20 protein-coding genes are annotated in these 25,002 nt (G+C 39.8%); 14 read left to right on the top strand and 6 right to left on the bottom strand.

Features of this window, described 5'->3' with window-relative positions; translation table 11 throughout:
• Positions 1-196: 196 nt before the first annotated feature.
• The 3 genes from RMB06_RS06865 (at position 197) to zigA (ending at position 3,842) form a co-directional block, all read left to right on the top strand.
• The gene (locus RMB06_RS06865) at positions 197-1,585 is read left to right on the top strand and encodes an amino acid permease (protein WP_311078900.1); all 1,389 of its coding nucleotides are present in this window, start codon (positions 197-199) and stop codon (positions 1,583-1,585) included.
• Positions 1,586-1,747: 162 nt separating this feature from the next.
• Positions 1,748-2,434, top strand: coding sequence for a D-Ala-D-Ala carboxypeptidase family metallohydrolase (locus RMB06_RS06860; protein ID WP_311078898.1), 687 nt, complete (start codon positions 1,748-1,750; stop codon positions 2,432-2,434).
• A 142-nt stretch (positions 2,435-2,576) separates the two neighbouring features.
• Entirely contained in the window at positions 2,577-3,842 is a 1,266-nt protein-coding gene (gene zigA / locus RMB06_RS06855) for a zinc metallochaperone GTPase ZigA (protein WP_311078896.1), read from the top strand.
• A gap of 33 nt (positions 3,843-3,875) precedes the next feature.
• On the opposite strand, the gene RMB06_RS06850 is transcribed toward zigA, so the two are convergent.
• Entirely contained in the window at positions 3,876-4,988 is a 1,113-nt protein-coding gene (locus RMB06_RS06850; RefSeq protein WP_311078895.1) for an acyltransferase, read from the bottom strand.
• 353 nt (positions 4,989-5,341) lie between these two features.
• Here RMB06_RS06850 and hutC point away from each other — a divergent pair, with 353 nt between their 5' ends.
• The 10 genes from hutC (at position 5,342) to murI (ending at position 17,533) form a co-directional block, all read left to right on the top strand.
• Entirely contained in the window at positions 5,342-6,094 is a 753-nt protein-coding gene (gene hutC / locus RMB06_RS06845; protein WP_068929678.1) for a histidine utilization repressor, read from the top strand.
• The gene (locus RMB06_RS06840) at positions 6,091-6,666 is read left to right on the top strand and encodes a HutD family protein (protein WP_311078892.1); all 576 of its coding nucleotides are present in this window, start codon (positions 6,091-6,093) and stop codon (positions 6,664-6,666) included. Before hutC ends, RMB06_RS06840 begins: the two co-directional genes overlap by 4 nt.
• Positions 6,667-6,927: 261 nt before the next feature.
• A complete protein-coding gene (gene hutU, locus RMB06_RS06835; protein WP_079284276.1) occupies positions 6,928-8,595 on the top strand; it encodes a urocanate hydratase in 1,668 nt (555 codons plus the stop codon).
• 87 nt (positions 8,596-8,682) lie between these two features.
• The gene (gene hutH / locus RMB06_RS06830; RefSeq protein WP_000421598.1) at positions 8,683-10,221 is read left to right on the top strand and encodes a histidine ammonia-lyase; all 1,539 of its coding nucleotides are present in this window, start codon (positions 8,683-8,685) and stop codon (positions 10,219-10,221) included.
• A gap of 64 nt (positions 10,222-10,285) precedes the next feature.
• Positions 10,286-11,698 (top strand): amino acid permease, encoded by a 1,413-nt coding sequence (locus RMB06_RS06825; protein ID WP_005804358.1) that lies wholly within the window; start codon positions 10,286-10,288, stop codon positions 11,696-11,698.
• Between the two features lie 51 nt (positions 11,699-11,749).
• Positions 11,750-12,955: an imidazolonepropionase gene (gene hutI / locus RMB06_RS06820; RefSeq protein ID WP_284115812.1), complete on the top strand. Its 1,206-nt coding sequence runs from the start codon at positions 11,750-11,752 to the stop codon at positions 12,953-12,955.
• A gap of 10 nt (positions 12,956-12,965) precedes the next feature.
• The gene (hutG, locus tag RMB06_RS06815; protein ID WP_311078891.1) at positions 12,966-13,886 is read left to right on the top strand and encodes a formimidoylglutamase; all 921 of its coding nucleotides are present in this window, start codon (positions 12,966-12,968) and stop codon (positions 13,884-13,886) included.
• A 253-nt stretch (positions 13,887-14,139) separates the two neighbouring features.
• Complete coding sequence (locus RMB06_RS06810; protein ID WP_311078890.1) at positions 14,140-15,966, top strand: DUF885 domain-containing protein; 1,827 nt, start codon at positions 14,140-14,142, stop codon at positions 15,964-15,966.
• A gap of 104 nt (positions 15,967-16,070) precedes the next feature.
• Positions 16,071-16,709, top strand: coding sequence for an HAD family hydrolase (locus RMB06_RS06805; RefSeq protein ID WP_057069128.1), 639 nt, complete (start codon positions 16,071-16,073; stop codon positions 16,707-16,709).
• 23 nt (positions 16,710-16,732) lie between these two features.
• Positions 16,733-17,533, top strand: a complete 801-nt coding sequence (gene murI / locus RMB06_RS06800) for a glutamate racemase (RefSeq protein ID WP_311078889.1) — start codon at positions 16,733-16,735, stop codon at positions 17,531-17,533.
• A gap of 55 nt (positions 17,534-17,588) precedes the next feature.
• Here murI and RMB06_RS06795 read toward each other — a convergent pair whose 3' ends face one another.
• Positions 17,589-18,806 carry a hypothetical protein gene (locus tag RMB06_RS06795; protein WP_223238745.1) on the bottom strand — a complete coding sequence of 406 codons (1,218 nt, stop codon included), beginning with the start codon at positions 18,804-18,806 and terminating at the stop codon, positions 17,589-17,591.
• A 1,034-nt stretch (positions 18,807-19,840) separates the two neighbouring features.
• Between RMB06_RS06795 and RMB06_RS06790 the strand changes: the two genes are divergently transcribed.
• The gene (locus RMB06_RS06790) at positions 19,841-20,125 is read left to right on the top strand and encodes a hypothetical protein (protein ID WP_075383266.1); all 285 of its coding nucleotides are present in this window, start codon (positions 19,841-19,843) and stop codon (positions 20,123-20,125) included.
• 229 nt (positions 20,126-20,354) lie between these two features.
• On the opposite strand, the gene glmS is transcribed toward RMB06_RS06790, so the two are convergent.
• The 4 genes from glmS to thiL are packed head-to-tail and all read right to left on the bottom strand — an operon-like array spanning position 20,355 to position 24,997.
• Positions 20,355-22,193, bottom strand: a complete 1,839-nt coding sequence (gene glmS / locus RMB06_RS06785; protein WP_311078888.1) for a glutamine--fructose-6-phosphate transaminase (isomerizing) — start codon at positions 22,191-22,193, stop codon at positions 20,355-20,357.
• 12 nt (positions 22,194-22,205) lie between these two features.
• Entirely contained in the window at positions 22,206-23,570 is a 1,365-nt protein-coding gene (gene glmU / locus RMB06_RS06780) for a bifunctional UDP-N-acetylglucosamine diphosphorylase/glucosamine-1-phosphate N-acetyltransferase GlmU (protein ID WP_032005035.1), read from the bottom strand.
• Positions 23,571-23,586: 16 nt separating this feature from the next.
• Complete coding sequence (locus tag RMB06_RS06775) at positions 23,587-24,102, bottom strand: phosphatidylglycerophosphatase A (protein ID WP_016143831.1); 516 nt, start codon at positions 24,100-24,102, stop codon at positions 23,587-23,589.
• A complete protein-coding gene (gene thiL / locus RMB06_RS06770) occupies positions 24,080-24,997 on the bottom strand; it encodes a thiamine-phosphate kinase (RefSeq protein ID WP_104080005.1) in 918 nt (305 codons plus the stop codon). The genes RMB06_RS06775 and thiL overlap by 23 nt, the downstream gene beginning before the upstream one ends.
• Positions 24,998-25,002 lie beyond the last annotated feature (5 nt).

Genomic DNA, 25,002 nt, shown 5'->3' with positions numbered 1-25,002 from the left:
TTCATCAAATTACGCAATACATAATTTAATTACACATTTCATAATAATTGTCATTTCTTGTATTTTCTGTTTTCATTCGCGGTCATGAGAAAAGTCACGCAATTATTTTTTCATGAATCTCTATGAAAGTTTGATCAATTTATGATATACGTAATTTATTGGAAAAAAATTACGTGACACGGATGAGAATAATCATATGTCAGCACAAGAGCAAGGAAACCTGAAACATGGTTTGAGTAATCGGCACATCCAGCTTATTGCATTGGGTGGGGCGATTGGCACAGGGCTTTTTCTTGGTATATCACAATCGATTAAATTAGCAGGTCCATCGGTCATCCTCGGTTATGCCATTGCAGGATTTATTGCTTTTTTAATGATGCGTCAGCTTGGTGAAATGGTAGTTGAAGAGCCAGTCAGTGGTTCTTTTAGTCATTTTGCCTACAAATATTGGGGACCATTTGCAGGGTTCATGTCAGGATGGAACTATTGGGTACTCAATGTACTCGTCTGTATGGCAGAACTAAGCGCAATTGGTCTTTACATTCAATATTGGTGGCCGCAAATCCCGACGTGGGCATCTGCTTTAACTTTCTTTGTCTTAATTAATGGCATTAATCTGCTACACGTTAAGTTTTTTGGCGAAATGGAATTTTGGTTTTCTATTGTCAAAATCTTAGCAATTCTTGCAATGATTGGCTTTGGTTCATATCTACTTGCAACAGGCACAGCAGGTCCACAGGCAAGCATTTCGAACCTTTGGGCACTTGGCGGTTTCTTCCCGTTTGGCGTTGAAGGCTTAGTGATGGCAATGGCAGTCATTATTTTTGCTTTCGGTGGTATTGAGCTTTTCGGTATTACTGCAGCTGAAGCACGTGACCCTGATAAAACTTTACCTAAAGCTGTGAATCAAATTATTTACCGTATTTTGATTTTCTATATTGCGACGCTTTTTGTTTTATTCTCGCTGTTCCCATGGAACCAGATGGCACAAGGCGGCAGTCCATTTGTGATGGTATTTGCTTCTTTAGATAGCCAAGGCATTGCAACGTTATTGAACTTTGTCATTTTGACAGCAGCGGTTTCAGTTTATAACGGGACAAGTTATTGCAGTAGCCGTATGTTGTTAGGCCTTGCGCAACAAGGAAATGCACCAAAAGTATTTGCACGTATTAATAAACGCGGTATTCCAACCAATGCAGTGATCCTTTCTGCGGCAGTCACTATTTTATGTGTACTGTTAAACTATATTTTCCCTGAAAAAGCATTTGGTTTACTCATGATGCTTGTGGTTGCAGCGATTGTAATTAACTGGGTTGTAATTTCATGGACGCATTTAAAATTCCGCAAATATATGCAGCGCCAAGGGCAAACAACAAAGTTCCCAAGCTTTATGTATCCGTTTAGCAACTATCTATGCATACTGTTTATGCTGGGTATTTTGGTCGTGATGTCTTTAACACCAGATATGCGTGTTGCGGTCATGATGATTCCTGGCTGGATCTTGTGTTTGATGGTGGCTTACCAATTTAAACGCCGAAAATTAAAAGCTGAGCAGTCTATACCTGCCTTAAAAGCAGATATTTAATAAGTTATTGAGTTGTATCTAAAAAGGACGTCTGACAGGCGTCCTTTTTATTTTTAAAATTTCGCAACAGAAATTAAAGGATTTTATTATTGTTATAATATAACATTTCATTAATTTAATGATGAGCAATTTTCCCATTTTTGGTGAAGATAGAGCATATTTATGAAGCGTTATTTCGGTTTAATTTTATTATCTCTCACAGCATGTAGCACTCAAACACCCAAGCCAACAACCCCTCTGCATACCCAAACACCTTTACCTCAACCTACAAAAACAGTAGTCAAAATAAAGCCTCAACCCGAGGCGTATGTTGCGTGGTTAGCTTCAGCAGACCATCGACAGGCTGTACAAGCTTACAAGCAATTTCTTAAGCAAAAAGGGCTTGCCAATTTAGTTCCAGACCATGAATTATTAAGCTCAGCTCGAGATTGGCAAAAATGTGGAGTTGAGCCTTATGCAGTACCTCCGCGCGAGATTTGGTCCAATATTGTTCCGACACTTAGCATTTTAAAAGCATTAGTTGACGATGGTGTAATTAATGATTTTGAAGTGACATCGGTCTACCGAGCGTTATCTCTAAACCGCTGTGCAGGTGGTGCTGATGCTTCCCGACATGTCTTTAATGCAGCGCTTGATTTTCGAATTGGGCCAGAACAGCCTAGCGACTTAGACCAGTTCAATATTCAGCAAACTAAAACCAAACTGTGTCAGTTCTGGGCCACAAAAGGTCAAGCGCTTAATATGGGGCTAGGTGTTTATGCTTCGGGACAAATTCATATTGATAGCCAAGGATTCCGTGCATGGGGGCCTGACCATCACTACAAAACCTCAATTTGTCAGGGACTATAAAAGCAATTTTTTCAACGACTAAGTAAATTGATTTAAACAAAAGCGGAATAAAAACTTGATCAATAGTTATGTTATAACATAACATTATTGTGGTTTAGAAATAGATTACGCCTGTGATCTGGCCATACCTAGATGGCCAGCCATGATCAGTTTAAATATTATTCGAAGAGATCAAGCCATGCGCACTGCAATCGCCAACTCATTTGCCAAGCTTCCCGTCACTGTTTTATCAGGCTTTTTAGGTGCAGGAAAAACCACATTACTCAACCATATTTTAAATAATCGTGAAGGCCGCCGTATTGCCGTGATTGTCAATGATATGTCGGAGGTGAATATTGATGCTGCATTAGTACGCGAAGGTGGAGCAGAGCTTTCAAGAACGGATGAAAAGCTGGTTGAAATGAGTAATGGCTGTATCTGTTGTACGTTACGCGAAGATTTATTGGTTGAGGTGAGACGTTTAGCCGACGAAGGGCGCTTTGACCAATTGGTGATTGAGTCAACTGGTATTTCAGAACCGTTACCTGTGGCAGAAACGTTTACCTTTGAAGATGAAGATGGAAACTCACTCAATGAATTCGCTCGACTCGACACCATGGTCACGGTAGTCGATGCTTTTAATTTTCTTAAAGATTACAGTTCAGTCGACTCCCTACAACAACGTGGCGAATCGCTAGGCGAGCAAGATGAGCGAACTGTGGTTGACCTTCTCATTGATCAAATTGAGTTTTGTGATGTGATTGTGCTGAATAAAATTGATTTGATTGATCGGGCTCAGCAAGACCAGCTTATCGCCATTTTAAAAACTCTAAATCCGCGTGCCCGAATTGAAATTGCTCAATTTGGAAAGATTGCCTTAGATAAAATTTTAAATACACAGCTATTTGATTTTGATGAGGCCGCACAAGCACCAGGCTGGTTAAAAGAGTTACGTGGTGAGCATACGCCAGAGACTGAAGAGTATGGCATTAGTAGCTTTGTTTACCGCGCGCGTCGACCTTTTCATCCAGAGCGTTTTTATGATTTGGTTCAGGCTGAATGGCCGGGAGTCGTGCGTTCTAAAGGCTTTTTCTGGTTGGCTGCCGAACCGACATTGGCTTATTCATGGTCACAAGCAGGTGCAATGGCTCGACACGGCTTGGCAGGTTATTGGTGGGCCGCCGTTGCAGAAGAAGACTGGCCGAGTGACCTAGCCAGTATTGAAGAAATTAAGAAAAATTGGGATGCCCGCACAGGTGATGCGCGTCAGGAGCTGGTTTTAATTGGTATGCAAATGGATGAGCAAGTTTTAATACAACGCTTGGATCACTGTCTGTTAAACGATGAGGAAATGGCTTTAGGACCACAAGTTTGGCAGAGCTGGTCTAATCCTTTTAAGCAACAAGATGAAACCATGTTGATCGCTTAATTAAAAAAGCCCCTATTTTAAAGGGGCTTATTTTTATGATTTATCTTTAATGAAAATCTTTCGAATATAGCTGTTAAGTGGTGTGGAATAATATTTTTCAATCGCTGCGCTAATGATGAAAGTCAAAACCAGATAGCTAATTAAAAGCATAATTTTGATGCTAGAGTCGGTTTGAGCTGGAATAAAAACAACTTTCATAAGACCCAGCACAACCAGATGAAACAAATAAGTTTCGTAACTTCTCTGCCCCAACCAGACCATCACTTTGGTAAATAGGTTATGTGCTTGTGTTTCGGAAGGATGTTGAAAAAACAAAATGAGTAGACCTGTAGCAAAAGCAAATAAGCTGATACCCCATGTACTCACTTCTTTAATTGGTGCATATAAATATAGAGCGGTCATGCTAAAAATAATCAACCACGAAAGAGGTTTTTTATAAGTCCAGTCTGGTCGATATTTATGAGAGAAAATCGCTGTTAAACAGCCAATCGCTATGCCATCAAAACTCGAAAAATAATGATATAAATAGGCACCGCTTTCTTCTCCAAAATGCAGAGATCTAAAATAAGGGCCATATAAAATTACGCCAACAAGTACAGCAATAAAGACCTTATTACTGCGCGTGAGTAGACACAATAATGGAAAAACAAAATAAAAAACTTCTTCCACAGAGAGCGACCACAGCACGCCCAAAGCGTAGTTTACCCAACCGAATTTAATAATCAGGATATTCATCCAGAAGGTTAAAGCTGCAAATATGGTTAAGGGGTAGGAAACCTCAATGCCGTTGGGGGCTTGGTTCATAAAGGGTTTTAAATCAAACGAACCAAGTATGCTTACACCTAAAATGAGTAATATCAGACACGGTAAAATACGTGCTGCTCGTCGGATATAAAAATGTTTGAGGTTAATTGCGGAGAATTGTTTGTCTCTTTTTAAAGTGTGATGGGTAATTAAAAAACCCGAAATCACAAAAAACATGGTGACGCCATAATTTCCATTTCTTGCGATGACTGTGCTAAATGCTTCACCTAAAAAATCAAAACCTAACCATGTATCTTTAAGTTTATAGGGAATATTAAAATGATGTAAAAGTACCAAAAGGATAGATATTCCTCGAAGAATATCTATTTTATAATTACGCATTCGATGTGCTTCCAGTTTTATTAATATACTGTGTGGCAGAAGAATACTATTGATCAGTTATTTTAAATAAAAATTTTAAGCATCATTTCGTAAACCTGAAAAGACGATACTTTTTACATCCTTGAATTGAGCACAGGCATAGCAAAAATAACTATTAAATAAATATTGATAAAGCCTTTATATATTTGAATTTCTCTACATAAAACTTTAAATTAGCTCTTATCGAGCTATGTTTGTTTTTTAGACTTTTTAAAATTTATTTATTTCATAAATTAACATGTTGTATGTGGTTGTATATACAGAACATGTCAACTAAAATACCTTTTTGCCTGCTGCCTTTTTGAGTATTTGTTATGCCCAGAACATCAAAACAAGAACATGCTGAGCTTTCGATTGAAGCTGATAGTCCAGTTCCTCTATACCAACGCGTAAAACAGCTGATTTCACAAAAGATTTATGAAGGCTCGTGGGCTGTAAATAAAAAAATTCCTTCGGAAAGTGAACTCGTTAATCAACTCGGTTGTAGCCGCATGACGGTAAACCGTGCGCTACGTGAGTTAACAACAGAAGGTTTACTCGTTCGTATTCAGGGCGTTGGCTCATTCGTTGCTGAAGGGCAAGGCCGGACTGCACTTTTTCAAATTAATAATATTGCTGATGAGATTATTGCACGAAACCATAAGCACCACGCTGAAGTTTTGGTTTTAGAACAAATTTATGCAAATGCAGAGCAAAGCGTGTTAATGCAGACTCGCGAAGGGCAAAGATTATTTCACTCGATTATTGTGCATTATGAAAATGATGTACCTGTGCAGGTCGAAGATCGTTTAGTTGATGCAGCACTGATTCCAGATTATTTAGAACAAGATTTTAAAACCATTACCCCGAATGCTTACCTCATGGCAAAAGCACCTGTGTCAGAAGGTGAGCATATTGTTGAGGCAGTTTTAGCATCTCCTCAAGAGTGTAAATGGTTAAAGATTACCAAAGCTGAACCATGCTTACTGATCCGTCGCCGTACATGGTCAAACAAACAACTCATTTCAAGTGCGCGTCTGATTTATCCGGGTAGCCGCTACTATCTCGAAGGGAAATTTAACCCATGATTGAATTGATCAGGGCCGATCAATATACAAAAATGCTTTGGAAAAATGGTGCAGGTTTTACTTTAGAAATTGCGCGAAGCCAAGGTGAAGGCGACTTTGAGTGGCGCATTTCGATGGCAGACGTGACCACTTCTGGGCCATTTTCGCTATTTCCCAATAAGCAGCGCATTATTAGCGTACTCGATGGACAAGGCATGGTACTGCATGTCGATGATCTTCCTGCCAAAAATCTGAAACAGGGCGATATTTTTGCATTTCATGGTGAAAGTCAGGTCCAAAGTAAACTGGTCGATGGGATAATTCGAGATTTAAATTTAATTTATGATCCTGCAAAGTTTCATGCTCGTTTTCAGTGGTTGAATGATGCAGCGGAGCAGGCATTTATTAGCTCGGCAGATCTGATTTTTATTTTTAATCATGGTGGTGAAACGGAAGTGAATGTTGATGATCATTCCTTTCAGATTGCTGCTCACGAGACGCTAAAAATTGAGAAAAATGCTGGTGTCACATCAATCAATTTTTCAAAAAAACAGCTCAAAAGTTGCTATATCATTGAGTTAATTCAACGTTAAAACTTAAGTAATTTGCTTATTCAAAAGCACATGTCTCGTGAAAAGATATGTGCTTTTTTTATGCTTGATATAAAAATAAATTAATTTAATTCATGAGCTTATTAAAATTTTTCAAAAAAATATGAGCAAACCTCTTCACGCCAAAAAATATTTGTGTAGTATATAGATGTATATACAAGTTAATACATTACTATACAAATGCAGAAACAAGTGATGTTCTGCTGATGTAAGCTCAAAGGAAGGAGTCCGCCTGTGACAACAATGACAACAAAATTTCGTGATGTAGAAATTCGTGCGCCACGCGGCACTGAATTGACGGCTAAAAGTTGGTTAACTGAAGCTCCATTACGTATGTTGATGAATAACCTTGATCCGGACGTTGCAGAAAACCCGAAAGAGTTGGTTGTATACGGGGGTATTGGCCGTGCAGCACGAAACTGGGAATGTTTCGACAAAATTGTAGATACTTTAAAAAATCTTGAAACTGATGAAACGTTATTAGTTCAATCAGGCAAGCCAGTAGGTGTATTTAAAACTCATAAAGATGCACCTCGTGTTTTAATTGCAAACTCAAACCTTGTACCACACTGGGCAAACTGGGAACACTTCAACGAATTAGATGCAAAAGCTCTTGCAATGTACGGTCAAATGACAGCAGGTTCGTGGATCTACATTGGTAGCCAAGGTATTGTACAAGGTACTTACGAAACTTTCGTTGAAGCAGGCCGCCAACACTACAACGGTGACTTAAAAGGCCGTTGGGTTCTTACTGCTGGTTTGGGCGGTATGGGTGGTGCTCAGCCTTTAGCTGCAACACTTGCAGGTGCGTGTTCTTTAAACATTGAATGCCAACAAGCAAGTATCGATTTCCGTTTACGTACGCGTTATGTAGATGAACAAGCGACTGATTTAGATGATGCTTTAGCGCGTATTGACCGCTATACAAAAGAAGGTAAAGCAATTTCAATTGCGCTTCATGGTAACGCTGCTGAAATTTTACCTGAGCTTGTACGCCGTGGTGTACGTCCAGACATGGTGACTGACCAAACAAGTGCGCACGATCCCCTTAATGGCTACTTACCAATAGGTTGGACTTGGGATGAATACCGTGCACGTGCGAAAACTGAACCGGAAGCTGTTGTAAAAGCTGCAAAACAGTCGATGGCAAAGCATGTACAAGCGATGCTTGATTTCCAAAAAATGGGTGTTCCAACTTTTGACTATGGTAATAACATCCGTCAAATGGCGAAAGAAGAAGGTGTAGCAAACGCTTTTGATTTCCCAGGCTTCGTACCTGCATACATCCGTCCATTGTTCTGCCGTGGTATTGGTCCATTCCGTTGGGCAGCGCTTTCTGGTGACCCAGAAGACATTTATAAAACAGATGCCAAAGTTAAAGAGTTAATTCCTGATGATGAACATTTACATCACTGGTTAGACATGGCACGTGAACGTATTAGCTTCCAAGGCTTACCAGCGCGTATTTGCTGGGTTGGTCTAGGCTTACGTGCAAAACTTGGTTTGGCATTTAACGAAATGGTTCGTAGCGGTGAATTGTCTGCACCAGTTGTGATTGGTCGTGACCATTTAGACTCAGGTTCGGTTGCAAGTCCAAACCGTGAAACTGAAGCAATGCAAGACGGCTCAGATGCAGTATCAGACTGGCCTTTATTAAATGCGTTGCTCAATACAGCAGGCGGCGCAACTTGGGTGTCTTTACATCACGGTGGTGGTGTAGGTATGGGCTTCTCTCAACACTCAGGCGTTGTGATTGTGTGTGATGGTACAGATGAAGCTGCTGCACGTATTGCTCGCGTACTGACCAATGACCCTGCAACAGGTGTTATGCGTCATGCCGATGCAGGTTATGAAATTGCGATTAACTGTGCGAAAGAGCAAGGCCTCCACTTGCCAATGATCACGCAATAAAAATACACGGAAGAACTGGCGGTGCTTTTTGCAATTGTGAAAAGCACCGCCTCAGCAGAATATAGTGCAAAAAATTAGGAAGCCAACATGGAATTATTAATCCAACCGGGAAAACTGACCTTAGCCGATTTACGTCAAGCGTACCTCAACCCGATCAAAGTTAAATTAGATGAGAGTGCTTCATCTGCAATTAATGCAAGCGTGGCTTGCGTTGAGAAAATTGTAAATGAAGGACGTACAGCTTACGGTATTAACACGGGCTTTGGCTTACTTGCTTCAACCAAAATCGCTCCTGAAGATTTAGAAAAGTTACAACGTTCATTGGTTCTTTCGCATGCAGCAGGTGTAGGTGAAGCACTTGATGATGCAATGGTTCGTTTAATTATTCTATTAAAAGCAAATAGCTTGGCGCGTGGTTTCTCTGGTATTCGTCGTAAAGTAATTGATGCTTTGTTGGCTTTAATTAATGCCGAAGTTTACCCACACATTCCGCTGAAAGGTTCAGTAGGTGCTTCAGGTGACTTGGCACCACTTGCACACATGTCTTTAGTGTTACTTGGTGAAGGTAAGGCACGTTATAAGGGTGAATGGTTACCAGCCGTTGAAGCTTTAAAAGTTGCAGGTTTAGAACCTATTTCTTTAGCTGCTAAAGAAGGTTTGGCACTTTTAAACGGTACACAAGTGTCAACTGCTTATGCATTACGTGGCTTGTTTGAAGCTGAAGACTTGTTTGCTGCTGCAACGGTTTGTGGTGGCTTAAGCGTTGAAGCAATGTTGGGTTCACGTGCACCATTCGATGCGCGTATTCACGAAGTACGTGGCCAACGTGGTCAAATTGATGTAGCTGCGGCTTATCGTGACCTATTAACAGACTCAAGTGAAATTGCACATTCACATGAAGACTGTAGCAAAGTTCAAGACCCGTACTCTTTACGTTGCCAACCACAGGTGATGGGTGCATGTTTAACGCAAATCCGTCAGGCTGCGGAAGTATTAGAAATTGAAGCAAATGCTGTATCGGATAACCCGCTTGTGTTTGCTGAACAAGGTGACGTGATTTCTGGTGGTAACTTCCATGCAGAACCTGTTGCAATGGCGGCAGATAATTTAGCATTGGCGATCGCTGAAATTGGTTCACTGTCTGAACGTCGTATTTCGATGATGATGGACCGTCATATGTCACAGCTTCCACCGTTCTTGGTGGCAAATGGTGGTGTTAACTCAGGCTTTATGATTGCTCAAGTAACTGCTGCTGCTCTTGCGAGTGACAACAAAGCGCTTGCACATCCAGCAAGTGTTGATAGCTTGCCGACCTCTGCCAACCAAGAAGACCATGTATCAATGGCTCCGAATGCTGGTAAACGTCTTTGGTATATGGCTGACAACGTCCGTGGCATTTTAGCTGTTGAATGGTTAGGCGCTTGTCAGGGTCTAGACTTCCGTGAAGGCCTAAAAAGCTCGCCTAAACTTGAACAAGCTCGTAAAATCTTGCGCGCTCAAGTGCCTTACTACAGTGAAGACCGTTTCTTTGCTCCTGATATTGAGCAAGCAAGTGAATTACTCTCAAGCGGCTGCTTAAACGAGTTAATTATTCCAAAACTACTCCCTAGTTTATCTGAAGTGTGATTGATAAAACGGTCACATGGAGTGGCCGAATCTAACTAAATATCCTCAAGGATTGGAGATTATAATGTCACAAAACTCCACACTACAGCGGGGTTTAAACACCCGCCACATTCGTTTCTTGGCATTGGGCTCAGCAATTGGAACTGGGCTTTTCTATGGTTCGGCAACTGCAATTAAAATGGCAGGGCCTTCAGTATTACTGGCGTATATCGTTGCAGGGATTGCAATTTATATCGTTATGCGCGCATTGGGTGAAATGGCTGTCCAAAACCCTGTCTCTGGTTCATTTAGCCACTATGCTTCACAGTACATTGGTCCATTGGCTGGCTTTACGACAGGCTGGACTTATGTTTTTGAGATGATCATTGTGGCGTTGGCTGATGTCACTGCTTTTGGTATTTACATGGGGTTCTGGTATCCCGATGTACCACGATGGATCTGGATTTTATCCCTGATTATGTTCTTGGGTGCAATTAACCTCATTCACGTTAAAGTCTTTGGCGAACTCGAGTTTTGGCTTTCTATTGTCAAGGTGAGCGCCATTGTTGCCATGATTTTAGGTGGAATCGGTTTAATGTTCTACGGCTTCCATGCTGACCATAGCAGTGTGGTACCGGGTATTCAAAACTTATGGATTTATGATGGCTTTATGCCGCATGGGATTGCAGGCTTAGTTGCATGTTTATCTGTGGTTGTATTTGCTTTCGGTGGTATCGAAATTATTGGTATTACAGCAGGTGAATCACAAGATCCGAAAACCACCTTACCTAAAGCAATTAATGCAGTTCCAGTACGTATTTTACTTTTCTATGTGTTGACCATTTTTGTACTGATGTCGATTTTCCCATGGAATCAAATTGGTAGCCAAGGTAGTCCATTTGTACAGATTTTTGAGAATTTGGGCATTCAATCAGCAGCTACAATTTTAAATATTGTCGTGATTACTGCTGCTGTTTCAGCGATTAATAGTGATGTATTTGGTGCTGGTCGTATGCTTTATGGCATGGCAAACCGTGGTCAAGCGCCTCGAGTTTTCCAGAAATTATCACGTAATGGTGTGCCATGGATGACTGTCGTTGTTATGGCTGGCGTGCTATTAATTGGTGTAGTGCTGAACTACCTGATTCCTGAAAATGTATTCATGATCATTGCCTCGATTGCAACTTTCGCAACCGTTTGGGTGTGGCTCATGATCTTGCTTTCGCAAGTTGCGATGCGCCGTAAGTTGTCTACTGCTGAAATTAAGGCATTGGATTTCCCCGTTATTGGTTGGCCGTATGCTCCTGCGTTTGCAATTGGTTTTATGGTATTCATTTTAGTCATGATGGGTTATTTCCCAGATTCACGTCCTGCAATTTATGTAGGAATCACATGGCTTGTTCTGTTAATGATCGCTTATCGTATTTGGGTCAAACCTCAGCAAAATTCGGGAAAGCAAAATAATTCAATTCCGCAAAATATCGAGATAGAAAGCTAACAAGTCAACTGCCCAATAGCTTTACTGTTGGGCAGTTTTGAGGAAAGGCGAATGAAAAAACTTTGGCAAAATTGCCACATTGCGACCATGCAAAATGGGCAATATTCCTATATTGAAGATGCAGCAATCGTCACAGAAGGGCATCTGATTCACTGGATTGGAAAACAACAACAACTTCCTGCCGACACTTATTCCGAAACAGTTAACTTAAATGGCGCTTGGGTAACCCCGGGGTTGATCGACTGTCATACGCATAGTGTTTTTGGTGGCAACCGTAGTGTTGAGTTTGAAAAACGCTTGCAAGGTGTGAGCTATGCTGAAATTGCAGCAAGCGGTGGTGGCATTGCCAGTACAGTACGTGCAACGCGTGAAGCAAGCGAAGAACAACTATTAAATTCAGCACTTAAACGTATTCGCTGTATGCAACAAGACGGTGTCACCACTATCGAGATCAAATCTGGCTACGGACTCAATTACGAAAATGAGCGCAAGATGCTGCGTGTGATCCGTCAAATTGGTGAAGCTTTACCAATGACGGTAAAAAGCACTTGCTTGGCTGCACATGCGTTACCGCCAGAGTACAAAGACCAAAGCGATGCTTATATCGAGCATATCTGTACAGAGATGTTGCCTAAACTACATGCTGAAGGTTTAGTCGATGCAGTTGATGCTTTCTGCGAGCATTTGGCATTTTCACCAGCTCAGGTTGAACGTGTTTTTAAAACAGCACAATCATTAGGTTTGCCCGTTAAGCTTCATGCTGAGCAGCTCTCATCGCTAGGTGGTTCAAGCTTGGCAGCACGTTATCATGCTTTGTCGGCCGACCATTTAGAGTACATGACCGAAGATGATGTCAAAGCAATGGCAGAGTCGGGCACGGTTGCAGTGTTATTACCGGGTGCCTTTTATTTATTGCGTGAAACGCAATACCCACCAATTGAAAGCCTGATTAAACATGGCGTGCGTATTGCGCTGTCGAGTGATTTAAACCCGGGTACATCTCCAGCACTTTCTTTACGTTTAATGCTCAACATGGGCAGCACACTTTTCCGCTTAACGCCTGAGCAAGCCTTAGCAGGTGTCACCATTCATGCTGCACAAGCGCTCGGTTTAGAGCAAACACACGGCAGTTTAGAGCAAGGTAAAGTCGCTGACTTTGTGGCTTGGGATATTGAGCATCCATCTGAAATTGTTTACTGGCTGGGCGGAGATTTGCCTAAGCGAGTCGTTCAGCATGGACAAGAAGTTATTTTTTAGACGGTGGCACATGAATCACACATTTAAATGGCAAGGCCGACATGATGGCGAGGGTGAGGCACACCAACGTATTCACCATATTATGAATAAAACCCAACCTGCTGAATTTGCCCTGATTGGCTTTAGTTCTGATGAAGGTGTGAAGCGTAACAAAGGCCGAGTTGGCGCTGCCGATGCACCAGATGCAATCCGTACTCAACTGGCTAACTTACCGATTCATCGCCCAGTCAGTATTGTCGATTTGGGTACAGTGACCTGCGAATATGACAATTTAGAGCAAGCACAAACCGAGTTGGCAGAGCAAGTCGCAAACAGCATACAAAATGGTTTAAAACCGATTGTATTGGGCGGTGGACATGAGGTTGCCTTTGGCAGCTTTAGTGGTCTGTTCCACTATGTACAAGCCCACGCACCAGATAAAAAAATAGGCATTATTAATTTCGATGCCCATTTCGATTTGCGTGAAGCAGAGCATGCAACTTCTGGAACACCTTTTTTACAGGCAGCTCGACTTTCAGAACAGCATCAAAAACAATTTAATTATTTATGTATTGGGGTCGCCAACCATGCCAATACTAAAGTTTTGTTTGATACAGCTGATGCGCTGAATTGTTCATATTTACGCGATCATGAGGTTAATATTTTTAACCTATCAAACGTGCTTGCAGCGGTTGATGCTTTTATTGAAAAAGTAGACTATTTGTACGTTACGATTGATTTAGATGTCTTCACGGCTGCGGTTGCACCAGGGGTCAGTGCACCTGCTGTAAAAGGAATTGATTTAGCTACTTTTGAAGCAATTTTTAAGCATATTCAAGAGACTGGGAAAATCAAACTTTTAGATATTGCTGAGTGCAATCCAAAATTTGATTTAGACAATAGAACAGCAAAACTGGCTGCATATATTGTTTATCAATATTTGTTTTCTTGAGAAACAATTTTTAATGTAGAAATGAAAAAGTGCACTGAGATCGTTCATGTGCACTTTTTTTAAGTTCTTGGTCTATTAAAGTCAGATGTGGAATATAGATAGCAACTATAAATAATATAATTAAAAAGAAAATTAATTTATAAAATCATTGAGTTAAAAAAATACTCGATTTTTACACCATTTTATATACTGCTTGGCACGTAATTTGTTTTGTCTTTATTTTAACCTTTGTTAAATATTTCTGGATAATTAAATGAAAAACAGAACCTTACAATTGGCTTGTATCAGTGTTTTATTTTGGATGTCTCATTCTTCTAATGCTACAACCCCCGAAATAAATACAAATACCATCGAAAAATCACAATCTAAACAAAAGAGTGATATCTCTGTTCGGGTGAAAGCTTTAAACCAACTTTTACAGGAACAGTGGGAATATACTTTGAAAAATAGTCCTGAAACTGCAACCGTTTTAGGAGATTTACGCTACAACGATCGATGGACAGAGCTTTCAAAAAATCAGATTGAGAAAGATAAAAAAAGTACGCAAAATTTTTTAAAACGTTTTGAAGCAATTGATAGCACAGGATTTTCAGCAACTGATCAATTAAATAAAGATTTAATGATTTATCAGTTGAAAGAGACTCTTAAAAATTATGATTTGAAACTCTATGAGATGCCTTTCAATCAAATGTGGGGCCTACATTTACAATTTCCGGGATTTATTAGTTCGATTCCATTTAATAATGCTAAACAATATCAAGACTATATTGCTCGTTTAAAACAAATTCCTCTTATTCTTGATCAAGGTATTCAGTTAGCGAAACAAGGACAAAAAGATGGTTTGATACCACCGAAATATTTAATTGAAAAAGTGGTGAAGCAGGTTGATAGCATTGCAACTCCAGCAGGGAAAGACAGTGTGTTTGCTTCTCCATTAAAGCAATTTCCAAACAACATTTCGAAAGCAGAACAAGAACGTTTAAGCCGTGAAATACTACAGGCCATAGATCAGAATGTTCGCCCTGCTTATCAAAAACTTGGAACATTTATTCAGAAAGATTACTTACCCCATGGCCGACAACATGAGGGTATATGGAGCTTGCCAAACGGTGACGAGCTCTATCGCTTTTATGTAGAAAACAATACGACAACCTCTGAAAGCCCTGAAAATATTCATCAGCTCGGGTTAAAAGAAGTTGCTCGTATAGAAGCGGAAATGCTTAAAATTGCCAAAGCGCAAGGTTTCAATGACTTAAAAAGTTTCCAACAATCCTTAAAAACAAATCCCGCTGTTTTCCCAAAATCTCGTGAAGAAATTTTAGAGATTTATCGGGGATATATTGCCCAAATGCAACCAGAGTTGCCGAAGCTCTTTGGTTTATTACCCAAAAATAAAGTCGAAGTTTTACCTGTAGAGCAATATCGAGAAAAAGAAGCGGCAGGTGCGGAGTATCACCAAGGCACGCCTGATGGTTCGCGCCCTGGACAAGTTTATGTGAATACAGGGGATTTCTCTGAGCGTTCAAAAATATCCATGGAAGCGACTGCTTATCATGAAGCAATTCCCGGCCACCATATGCAGATTGATATTGCCCAAAACTTGCCAAATTTACCGATGTTCCGAAAGCAACCCAACCATACCGCTTATATTGAAGGATGGGCTCTTTACGCAGAGCAATTGGGTAAAGATGTTGGTTTCTATAAAGACCCGCTTTCAGATTATGGAAGACTCTCGAGTGAGTTGTTCCGTGCTTGTCGTTTAGTGGTTGACACTGGGGTACATTATAAAAAATGGACCCGCCAGCAAATGATTGATTTTATGCGAGAACATTCTGCTTTAGATGAACCAGATATTCAGGCAGAGACAGATCGCTATATTGCTATTCCTGCCCAAGCATTAGCCTATAAAATGGGCCAATTAAAAATCTTAGAGCTACGGGAGCTCGCGAAACATGAGCTTGGAGATCGTTTTGATATCAAAGCATTCCATGACATGATTTTAAATGCAGGAACATTGCCTTTAAATATTCTGGATGCACGTATTAAAAATTGGATTAAGGAACAAAAAGCGGCAGCTTAAAACAAAAATCGAAATTTAGGTCAGGTCCTCGTTGGGCCTGATTTAAAAACTGATAGAAAACAGAATATAATTATAAAAAATATATTTTATTTCAGAACTTTAAAATGGAAAAATCTTTAAAAGAATACCAAGCTATTATTTTTGATATGGACGGTACTTTAGTCGACTCCTTTAGCTTTTTTTTAGGTGCTTTAAATCAGCTTGCCAAGAAGTATAAATTTAAATCTGTAGAGCTACATGAAGTAGAGCAGTACAAACATCTTTCACCAAAAGAAATTATGAAAGAGATGAATGTTTCTAGGTGGAAACTGCCTTGGATTGCCAAAGATTTCATTCGTTTAATGAAAGAAAGAGATCAAGACGTTTACATGTTTGAAGGCATGCGGGATCACTTAATTGAACTGCATAAGCGGGGATATACGCTCGCAATTATTACTTCAAACTCTAAAGAAAACTGTCAAAATCTTTTGGGTGCAGAGCTATGTGAGCTTTTTAGCCATATTGATGGTGGCTCGTCTATATTTGGCAAAGCTAAACGAATTAAGCGTGTTCTCAACATTTTGAATTTAAATAAAGAGCAGGCCATTTATGTCGGAGACCAAACGACTGATGGCGAAGCTGCACATAAGGCAGGCATTGATTTTGCTGCGGTAGGTTGGGGGTATACATCGGCTGAAAAATTAAAAACCATTCAGCCCAAAGTCGTGCTAACAGACTTAGCAACCATGAAAGAATTTTTCTAAATATATGAAATGCAGGACCAACCATGAATAACAATAACAACCCGATTGGAATGATTGACTCTGGTTTAGGCGGGTTGTCTCTCTTTAAGCATATTCGGGAGGCTCTTCCGAATGAAGACATTATCTATTTCGCTGACTCGAAATATGTTCCTTATGGCGACAGAGAAAGCGACTGGATTGTTTCAAGAACCACTCACTTAATCTCAAATCTTATAAATGACGGGAATTGCAAAGCGATTGTGGTTGCTTGTAACACCATGACGGCTGTAGCGATTGAAACAATCAGAACACAAATTAATGTTCCACTTATTGCAATAGAACCGGCCGTAAAACCTGCTGTGGCAATGACTATGAGCAAGCATATTGCGGTTTTGGCAACTGCAACGACGGTGAAGGGCAAAAACTTAAAGAGTTTAATTGAAACGTATGCGCAAGATATTAAAGTCTCTTTAGTGCCGTGTATTGGCTTAGCTGAAAAAATCGAAACGGGCAAAGCACATACCGCGGAAGTTAAAGATTATTTAAAAAATATTTTGGCGCCGTTAGTCGAGCAAAAAGTCGATACGATTATTTTAGGATGCACACACTATCCGTTTGTTTCAGATACGATTCAGGAAATTGTAGGCCGTGATATACAAATTATTGAGCCTTCGGAAGCTGTAACAGCGCAATTAATTCGGCAGCTCAATCAATATCATTTAAGTTCTGAAAGCCCAAATGAGGGGAATCATATTATTTGGACCAGTTCAGACCCGTTGGAAGTTGCGAATGTTAGTTTTTCTTTGTTAGGTACGCATTTACCTGTAAAAGATATCGCAATATAAATTTTATAAGGATGGTAAGAGAGTTTTCTCTTACCATCTTATGTTCTAGCTCAAATTAAGCACTTTTAAGTTCCCAGCGTTGTTTTGGGTCATCAGATCGTTGACTAATACCTACAGATGAACCCCAGATATGTGTCAGTACAGCATCTGGTTGGCCTTCTACAAAGATATAACCATCTTCAAATGCCCAATTAGTTTGGTACTGACGACCCGCGCCTTGTAAGAAAACATCGCCACTATGCCAATTAACTGGTTTTATTTCTTTACCATTGGTACTGTTCAATGCTGTTTGCAGTTGTTCAAAAGATTCATTTGATTTTAAGCTGACTTTTAAAATCTTTTTGACCGTATCCATATTTTTTTCATTCGTATGTAAATCTAGAGTTTTTCTAAGCTCTAGAAGCACCTTTACTGCTTCTTTTTTAAGATCCTGAGTATTTTCATATTCTTTATATGCTTTTACATGAAGCTCCGCCATGCTCTCTTTCTTCATATTTTTTAGTAGAGCATCGATATTGTCATGGCGTAAATGCAATCGGAACTCTGACCTTGTAGTCCAATCTTTTTGATCCAAGACATCTAATTGCACAGAGGCAAGAATGATCTTATAGATTTGTTCATTATGCTGAGCGAAAGGATTCATAGGCAAATCTTTAAGTTCAGGAATATCTAAAAATAGCAAAGGAGAGGAAGCATATTCATGGAACTTTTGTTCGATGCGACGAATTGATTCATGAGCGAGTACTGCATCTAAAAAGTCATTCAGCTTAGTCTCATCAAGTTTACCAACAAGCTCCGATTTAATCGTTTCTTCGCCGTTACTATCAATAAAGGTATCTAATAGACTAACGATATCAAGACAATCACTTGTTCTTAAGTGGGCGAGTGTTTCTTCATCTTGCTTTGGTAAAAGAGTAAGGAAATGCTCTAAGTCCTTGTCTAATAATTTATATGCAATCGCATCTGTCTTAACATAAGCACCGAGCACCCAACTAGAACGAATATCTTTAACTTTGTTGTATAGCTTATTCTCTCGCCCACTGCGATAGTCGCGGCTGTCAAAATACCAAAGTTCTTCTTCTATGTTTTTAACCTTGTCATGTACTGTAAATAGTCGGTCATTTGTATGCGAGTAAGCTATCTTACCCGTTTCTCCAAGTGAACTTACAGCATCTTGTAAGCCATGGGTTTGTCCACCGTATGCGCTTGCGATACATGCACCTGTTTCTTTGTTAACGATTCTAAAGTTTCCACCTGGAAATCCATTAGCCATGATGAGTTGCTCCTTATAATTAGAAAGTTTTTGTAATAGTCGAAATTTATAGTTATTAGGCAAATTTCGAAGCGTGATTTATACCATAATTTTTCACATATAAATCCAAGTGTTTTTGTTGGTTTTTGTATATAACATATTGATTTGGTTGCATTTATTGGAATATCTTAAGAAGAAGATACCACTATTTTCTAAAGTTTCATGAACGTAATAAAAAAGTCCAGTTTGTATTTCAAAGACATATCAGGCTTTTTAATAGATGAATTATCAAAACAAAGTGTCTTTCATAACACGATATTTTTAAATTATTCTACAGTTACTGACTTAGCCAAGTTACATAATCGGGCAATATCTCTCTATATATTTATATAGACTGTTAAATTAGAATTAACGATTAATCTATTTTATTAACTAAATATATATAACTCATGTTTATATTTTAAATTTTATTAAAAGCTATAAATATAAAATAAAGAAAATATTATATAAACATTAATTAAATTATTATATTTAAACTTTTTCATTAAAATAAATTGACGTTCTTTATTATACAGATTAATATTTCGTTGCTGGCCTACATTGCCAGACGGTTTTGACAGACCGTACTTAGCAAATGGGTTATACTTTCTGAGTATTTCCCATGTGGAACCTTTGTGCCCCCTTTTTCTCTATGGTAGGGCGGAAGGGGGACGCGTTCGCGCGTGCTGGTCGCTAAGTCTAGTCTGTCAACCCTCTTTCGTTCTGCCACCCTAATCAATTGACGGTGATTTGGTGGTAGGACTCCATTTTTAAGGAGTTGGCTATGCCACAATTTAAACTCATTTTCTCTCTCATTTAACTATTTTATTTATTTAAAATTTGGATTTTCTATGTCCTGATTTTTTAAATATATAAATTATTTTTATTTTAAAATCTTAATTATTTTATTTTCCTGTTTTTATGGGAGGATTAACTGTTATTTAAAAAATTATTTTAATATTTAAACAAATAATATTTTTATTTTATTTAAAGATATAAATAATCATGAGAATAATATTAAACTTCATAAATTTATATTAGTTTTAAACCTTGTGGTCGGTGCTTACGGTATTACAAATGATGACGCTAATGCTCAGCAGGAATTTAAAAGAATTTGCTTGTCAGGTGAACACATGCAAGCCAGTTGTAATTGTGTTTGCCAACAGCTCGCGCAAGTGTATTCACCTCAAATCGTGCAACGTTTAAAACACACCAGTTTGCAAAGTCCTGTTCTCCCACAGGACTTTGCCCCTAACTTGTTCAGCAGCATTCAACGCTGCGACAAAAATGAAATGAGCTAAGTATTTCGCTTAGCTCCTTTATCTCTGTGTCGCAATGATCTCTCAAACTTTAAATCAGCGTAAAAGTAAAATTCTGTTGTGATGCAGAGATGCAGAGGCCTGAGGGGGAGTTCTCTATGTTCTGGTATGAACGCAATAAAAAAGCCCGATAGGCAATTAATGCATATCGGGCTTTCTAATCAACAGAAGCGATCTACACCCTTTATGGCATAGATAGCATGTCTGATTATTATTCTACAGTTACTGATTTCGCCAAGTTACGTGGCTGGTCAACGTCTGTACCACGTAATACAGCAACGTGATAAGACAACAACTGAACTGGTACGCTATAAACGATTGGAGCTAACCATTCGTTTACTGCTGGAATATGTACAACGTGTTGACGGTCTTTTTCACTGATTCCGCTATTTTCATCCGCGAAAACAAATAATTCACCACCACGTGCCTGAACTTCTTCCATATTTGATTTGAGCTTATCAAGCATTTCATCATTTGGAGCAAGAATGACGATCGGCATTTCATTATCAACAAGTGCTAATGGGCCGTGTTTTAACTCACCAGCCGCATAACCTTCTGCGTGAATATATGAAATTTCTTTAAGCTTTAATGCGCCTTCTAATGCGATTGGATAATTCGTACCACGGCCTAAGAATAAGCAGTGATTTTTTTCAACGAATAATTCAGACAAACGCAAAATTTCTGGATCATGTTTAAGCGTATCAAGAATAACTTTCGGGCTGTGCCATAACTCACGTGTAATTTCTTCAAGAAGAGCAGGGCTAATACGTTGTTTAACTTGACCAATTTTCAAGATTAACAACATAAGCGCAGCAAGCTGAGTCGTGAACGCTTTAGTTGATGCAACACCAATTTCAGGACCAGCAAGCGTCAATAAGTGATGATCGGTTTCACGAACCATTGAAGACGTCGCAACGTTACAGATAGTCAAAGTCTGAATATCGATATTGTTTGCTTTCGCACGCTTTTGAGTTTCACGTAGTGCCGCTAAAGTATCAGCAGTTTCACCTGACTGTGAAATACAAATATAAAGTGTATTTTCAACAATTACAGGAGTGCGATAGCGGAATTCACTTGCGATTTCAACTTGACAAGGCACACCAATCAGTTGCTCAAACCAATATTTCGCAATCATTCCTGAGTGGTAACTTGTGCCACAAGCAATGATTTGTACGCTTTGAATTTTGTTGAAATCTGCATCAGCATTTTTCAAGAAATCATCACGTAAGCTATTGCCATCAAGCGCTTGAGAAATCGTTTGCTTGATTGCTTCTGGTTGCTCATAAATTTCTTTGAGCATGTAGTGTTTGTATTCACCTTTTGATGCACTACTTACGGTTGCATCAAGCTCTCGCACTGGACGCTCAACGCGTTCGCCATTTGCAAATACTTCAATTGAAGTACGGGTAAGACGTGCAATATCGCCTTCTTCTAGGTACATAAAGCGGTTAGTTACAGGCAAAAGTGCAAGTTGGTCTGAACTAATAAAGTTTTCACCAATACCTACACCAATCACGAGTGGTGAACCTTCACGTACAGTAATAAGTTCATCCGGATAATCGCTATGGATAATACCTAGCGCGTAAGCACCTTTAAGCTGAGGTACAACAGTTTCAACAGCATCTAAAAGGCTATCTGTGCTTTTTAGAGCTTCAGCAACTAAGTGTGCGACAACTTCTGTATCTGTTTGAGAAGTAAAAACATAACCTAAAGCTTGAAGGTCATCTTTTAATTCTTGGTAGTTTTCAATGATACCGTTATGTACAACAGCAACCTTACCAGACATATGCGGGTGAGCATTGTTTTCAGTTGGTTTACCGTGTGTTGCCCAACGGGTATGTGCAATCCCGATAGCCCCTGTAAGCTGGTGTTCAGCAACTGCATCGGCAAGATTGATAACTTTACCTACACGACGCTCACGTAAAATTTGTTCGTTATTCAGTAAAGCAACACCCGCAGAATCATAACCGCGGTATTCAAGACGTTTTAAACCTTCAATTAAAATCTCGGTTACACAACGTTCTGCAACGCCTCCGACGATACCACACATACTTCAATCCTCTTATTTTTTAACCTTTTGGGGACGTTGATAATTTGCTTTTGAAATTTGTTGCGCACGTTCAAAGGAGAGACTTTGTTCGGCTACATCTTTCGTAATCACAGAACCCGCACCAACTGTTGCGCCATTCCCAATGGTCACCGGAGCAACCAGCGAGCTATTAGAACCGATAAAAACGGCATCGCCAATAGTGGTTTTGTGTTTATTTGCACCGTCGTAATTACAAGTAATCGTACCTGCCCCAATATTCGATTCAGCACCGATTTCTGCATCACCTAAATAGGTGAAATGGTTAGCTTTACTACCCAATCCAATCGTTGTATTTTTAACTTCAACAAAGTTACCGATATGTACTTCATTTGCCAATTTAGCGCCTGGGCGTAAGCGTGCAAATGGTCCAATTTGAGCATTTTCGCCTACAACTGCGCCATCAAAAACGCTATAGGCTTGAACTTTAGTGCCTGCTGCAATTTTGGTGTTCTTTAAAATACAACCAGCGCCGATTTCTACAAAATCGCCAAGTTCACAGTCACCTTCAATAATCACATTTACGTCAATACGAACGTCATGTCCAACTTTTACAGAACCGCGTAAGTCAAAGCGTGCAGGGTCTGCAAAAGTTACGCCTTGTTGCATAAGCTCTTTTGCTTGCTGTTGCTGGAACTCACGTTCAAGTGCAGCAAGTTGTAAGCGGTCATTGACGCCTTCAACTTCAAAAGCGAGTTCTGGTTGAATAGATGCGATTTCTAGGCCATCTGCAACAGCCATTGCTACGATGTCAGTTAGATAATATTCGCCTTGCGCATTTTCATTTGAAAGTTTAGGCAACCACTCATGAAGTTTTGCGTTGCTAACACAGTAAATGCCTGTGTTGATTTCTTGAATCTGACGCTGAGCTTCTGTTGCATCTTTATGCTCAACAATCGCTTGAATCTTACCTTCTTGACGAACGATACGACCATAACCTGTTGGGTTGTCGACATGTAAAGTAATCATGCCAATGCCCGTTTTACTTGAAACTTCAACAAGTTGCTCTAGCGTTGTTTGACGTACTAAAGGTACATCACCATAAAGAATTAATGAAATACCGTCTTTAGGAAGTACGGGTAAAGTCATTTGTACTGCATGACCTGTACCTAATTGTTCTGCTTGTTCAACCCATTGAATCTTTTCTTGTGCAAAAGTTTGTTTGACGTGGTCACCACCATGTCCATAAATCGTAATAATATTTTCTGCGTGTATTTTTTTTGCTGTTTGAATGACATGTCCTAAAAGTGGGCGACCCGCTAAAGGTTGTAATACTTTAGGAAGCTGAGAACGCATACGCGTTCCTTTGCCTGCAGCAAGAATAATGACGGTAGTTGACATGAATAACTCTAATGATTTAACTCAAATGGATAATAATTAGTGTACAAAGAGCAGCCCATACACCGGCAATAATATCGTCAAGCATAATACCAAAACCACCATGCACTTGACGATCAATAACGCGTATAGGCCAAGGTTTCCAAACATCGAAAATCCGAAATAATATAAATCCCCCAATCACCCACATCCAATTCATTTGTTGTAAATAAAGCAGAGGAAGAAAGGTAATAGATTGACCTGCAAACTCGTCCCACACAATTCGACCATCATCGTGTACATCAATAACTTTTGCTGTTTGACCACAAATATAAATTCCTACCAAGGACATGATGAGGATAGCGATCAAGCTTAAGTTAAAGCCAAGTGATAACCAGATTGGAACGAAAAGTAGGGCAAAGGCAGAGCCAAAAGTACCGGGAGCTTTAGGTGCGAGACCAGATCCGAAACCAACTCCACAGAAAACGATGCAGCGGTTGAACCAAGACATGTCCTTAAAATGAATCGGTGGCTTATGCAAAGTGTTGGTATCCATGAATTTGCAATGGGTAATCTGAACCCAAATGCTCAAAAGTTAGTTGTGTTTGCTCAACGATCTCTCCGATCATTGTAATCTTAATGTCTAGTTGTTTTTGCAAAAGTTTTTCATAATTTTGCGGTGTTATTGTAAAACATAATTCGTAGTCATCGCCACCAGCTAGCGCATATTGCCAGCGCTGCTGTTCCGGTAGTTCTTGTAGTGTTGAATCAATTGGTAACTTTTCTAAAAGTAATCGGGCACCGACCTTTGAAGCTTTTAAAATATGGCCTAAATCTTGGGCTAATCCATCAGAAATATCAATCATACTTGAAGCTAATCCCTTCAACTGTTGTCCAAGCTGACAACGTGGTGTCGGGTAGTCTAGTCTTTTTTGTAATGGATGACCTAGGTGCTGTAAACCATACGCTGCATCACCAACTTGACCACTCACACAAACATAGTCACCGACTTTGGCGCCTGAACGTAACACAGCTTGTCCAGTTTCAATCCAGCCCATGGCTGTGACGGTAATGGTGAGATGAGGGCCTTGGGTCGTATCTCCACCAATGAGAGCAACCCCAAATTGATTACAGCAGTCATAAATTCCCTGACTGAATCCTTTAAGCCATTCATGGTCAATGGTAGGTAGGCTGAGCGCAAGTAAAATACTATGCGGTTTTGCCCCCATGGCAGCAATATCTGAAAGATTGACAGCCACACTTTTCCAGCCAATCGCATGGGCAGAAGTATCAAGAGGGAAGTGACGTCCAGCAACTAGCGTATCTGCACAGATCACTAATTGTTGGTTTGCGGGAGGGGTAATTAAGGCTGAGTCATCTCCAATACCCAAGGTGACATCTGTGTAAGATTGTCTGTTAAAGTATTGGTCAATAATAGAAAACTCAGCCATATCAA

Origin of the sequence: Acinetobacter sp. V104_13 (assembly GCF_031798995.1) — a bacterium.
GTDB lineage: Bacteria > Pseudomonadota > Gammaproteobacteria > Pseudomonadales > Moraxellaceae > Acinetobacter > Acinetobacter pittii.
Note: the sequence above shows the minus strand (reverse complement) of the source record. Positions and strands in the feature narration are given on the sequence as shown.

Bases quoted from the DNA above. Each gene is read 5' to 3' on its own strand.
- hutU (WP_079284276.1), top strand. From the start codon at position 6,928: ATGACAACAAAATTTCGTGATGTAGAAATTCGTGCGCCACGCGGCACT.
- hutC (WP_068929678.1), top strand. From the start codon at position 5,342: ATGCCCAGAACATCAAAACAAGAACATGCTGAGCTTTCGATTGAAGCT.
- thiL (WP_104080005.1), bottom strand. From the start codon at position 24,997: ATGGCTGAGTTTTCTATTATTGACCAATACTTTAACAGACAATCTTAC.
- hutG (WP_311078891.1), top strand. From the start codon at position 12,966: ATGAATCACACATTTAAATGGCAAGGCCGACATGATGGCGAGGGTGAG.
- glmU (WP_032005035.1), bottom strand. From the start codon at position 23,570: ATGTCAACTACCGTCATTATTCTTGCTGCAGGCAAAGGAACGCGTATG.
- RMB06_RS06860 (WP_311078898.1), top strand. From the start codon at position 1,748: ATGAAGCGTTATTTCGGTTTAATTTTATTATCTCTCACAGCATGTAGC.
- RMB06_RS06795 (WP_223238745.1), bottom strand. From the start codon at position 18,806: ATGGCTAATGGATTTCCAGGTGGAAACTTTAGAATCGTTAACAAAGAA.
- zigA (WP_311078896.1), top strand. From the start codon at position 2,577: ATGATCAGTTTAAATATTATTCGAAGAGATCAAGCCATGCGCACTGCA.
- murI (WP_311078889.1), top strand. From the start codon at position 16,733: ATGAATAACAATAACAACCCGATTGGAATGATTGACTCTGGTTTAGGC.
- hutH (WP_000421598.1), top strand. From the start codon at position 8,683: ATGGAATTATTAATCCAACCGGGAAAACTGACCTTAGCCGATTTACGT.
- hutI (WP_284115812.1), top strand. From the start codon at position 11,750: ATGAAAAAACTTTGGCAAAATTGCCACATTGCGACCATGCAAAATGGG.
- RMB06_RS06850 (WP_311078895.1), bottom strand. From the start codon at position 4,988: ATGCGTAATTATAAAATAGATATTCTTCGAGGAATATCTATCCTTTTG.
- RMB06_RS06810 (WP_311078890.1), top strand. From the start codon at position 14,140: ATGAAAAACAGAACCTTACAATTGGCTTGTATCAGTGTTTTATTTTGG.
- RMB06_RS06805 (WP_057069128.1), top strand. From the start codon at position 16,071: ATGGAAAAATCTTTAAAAGAATACCAAGCTATTATTTTTGATATGGAC.
- glmS (WP_311078888.1), bottom strand. From the start codon at position 22,193: ATGTGTGGTATCGTCGGAGGCGTTGCAGAACGTTGTGTAACCGAGATT.
- RMB06_RS06825 (WP_005804358.1), top strand. From the start codon at position 10,286: ATGTCACAAAACTCCACACTACAGCGGGGTTTAAACACCCGCCACATT.
- RMB06_RS06840 (WP_311078892.1), top strand. From the start codon at position 6,091: ATGATTGAATTGATCAGGGCCGATCAATATACAAAAATGCTTTGGAAA.
- RMB06_RS06775 (WP_016143831.1), bottom strand. From the start codon at position 24,102: ATGGATACCAACACTTTGCATAAGCCACCGATTCATTTTAAGGACATG.
- RMB06_RS06865 (WP_311078900.1), top strand. From the start codon at position 197: ATGTCAGCACAAGAGCAAGGAAACCTGAAACATGGTTTGAGTAATCGG.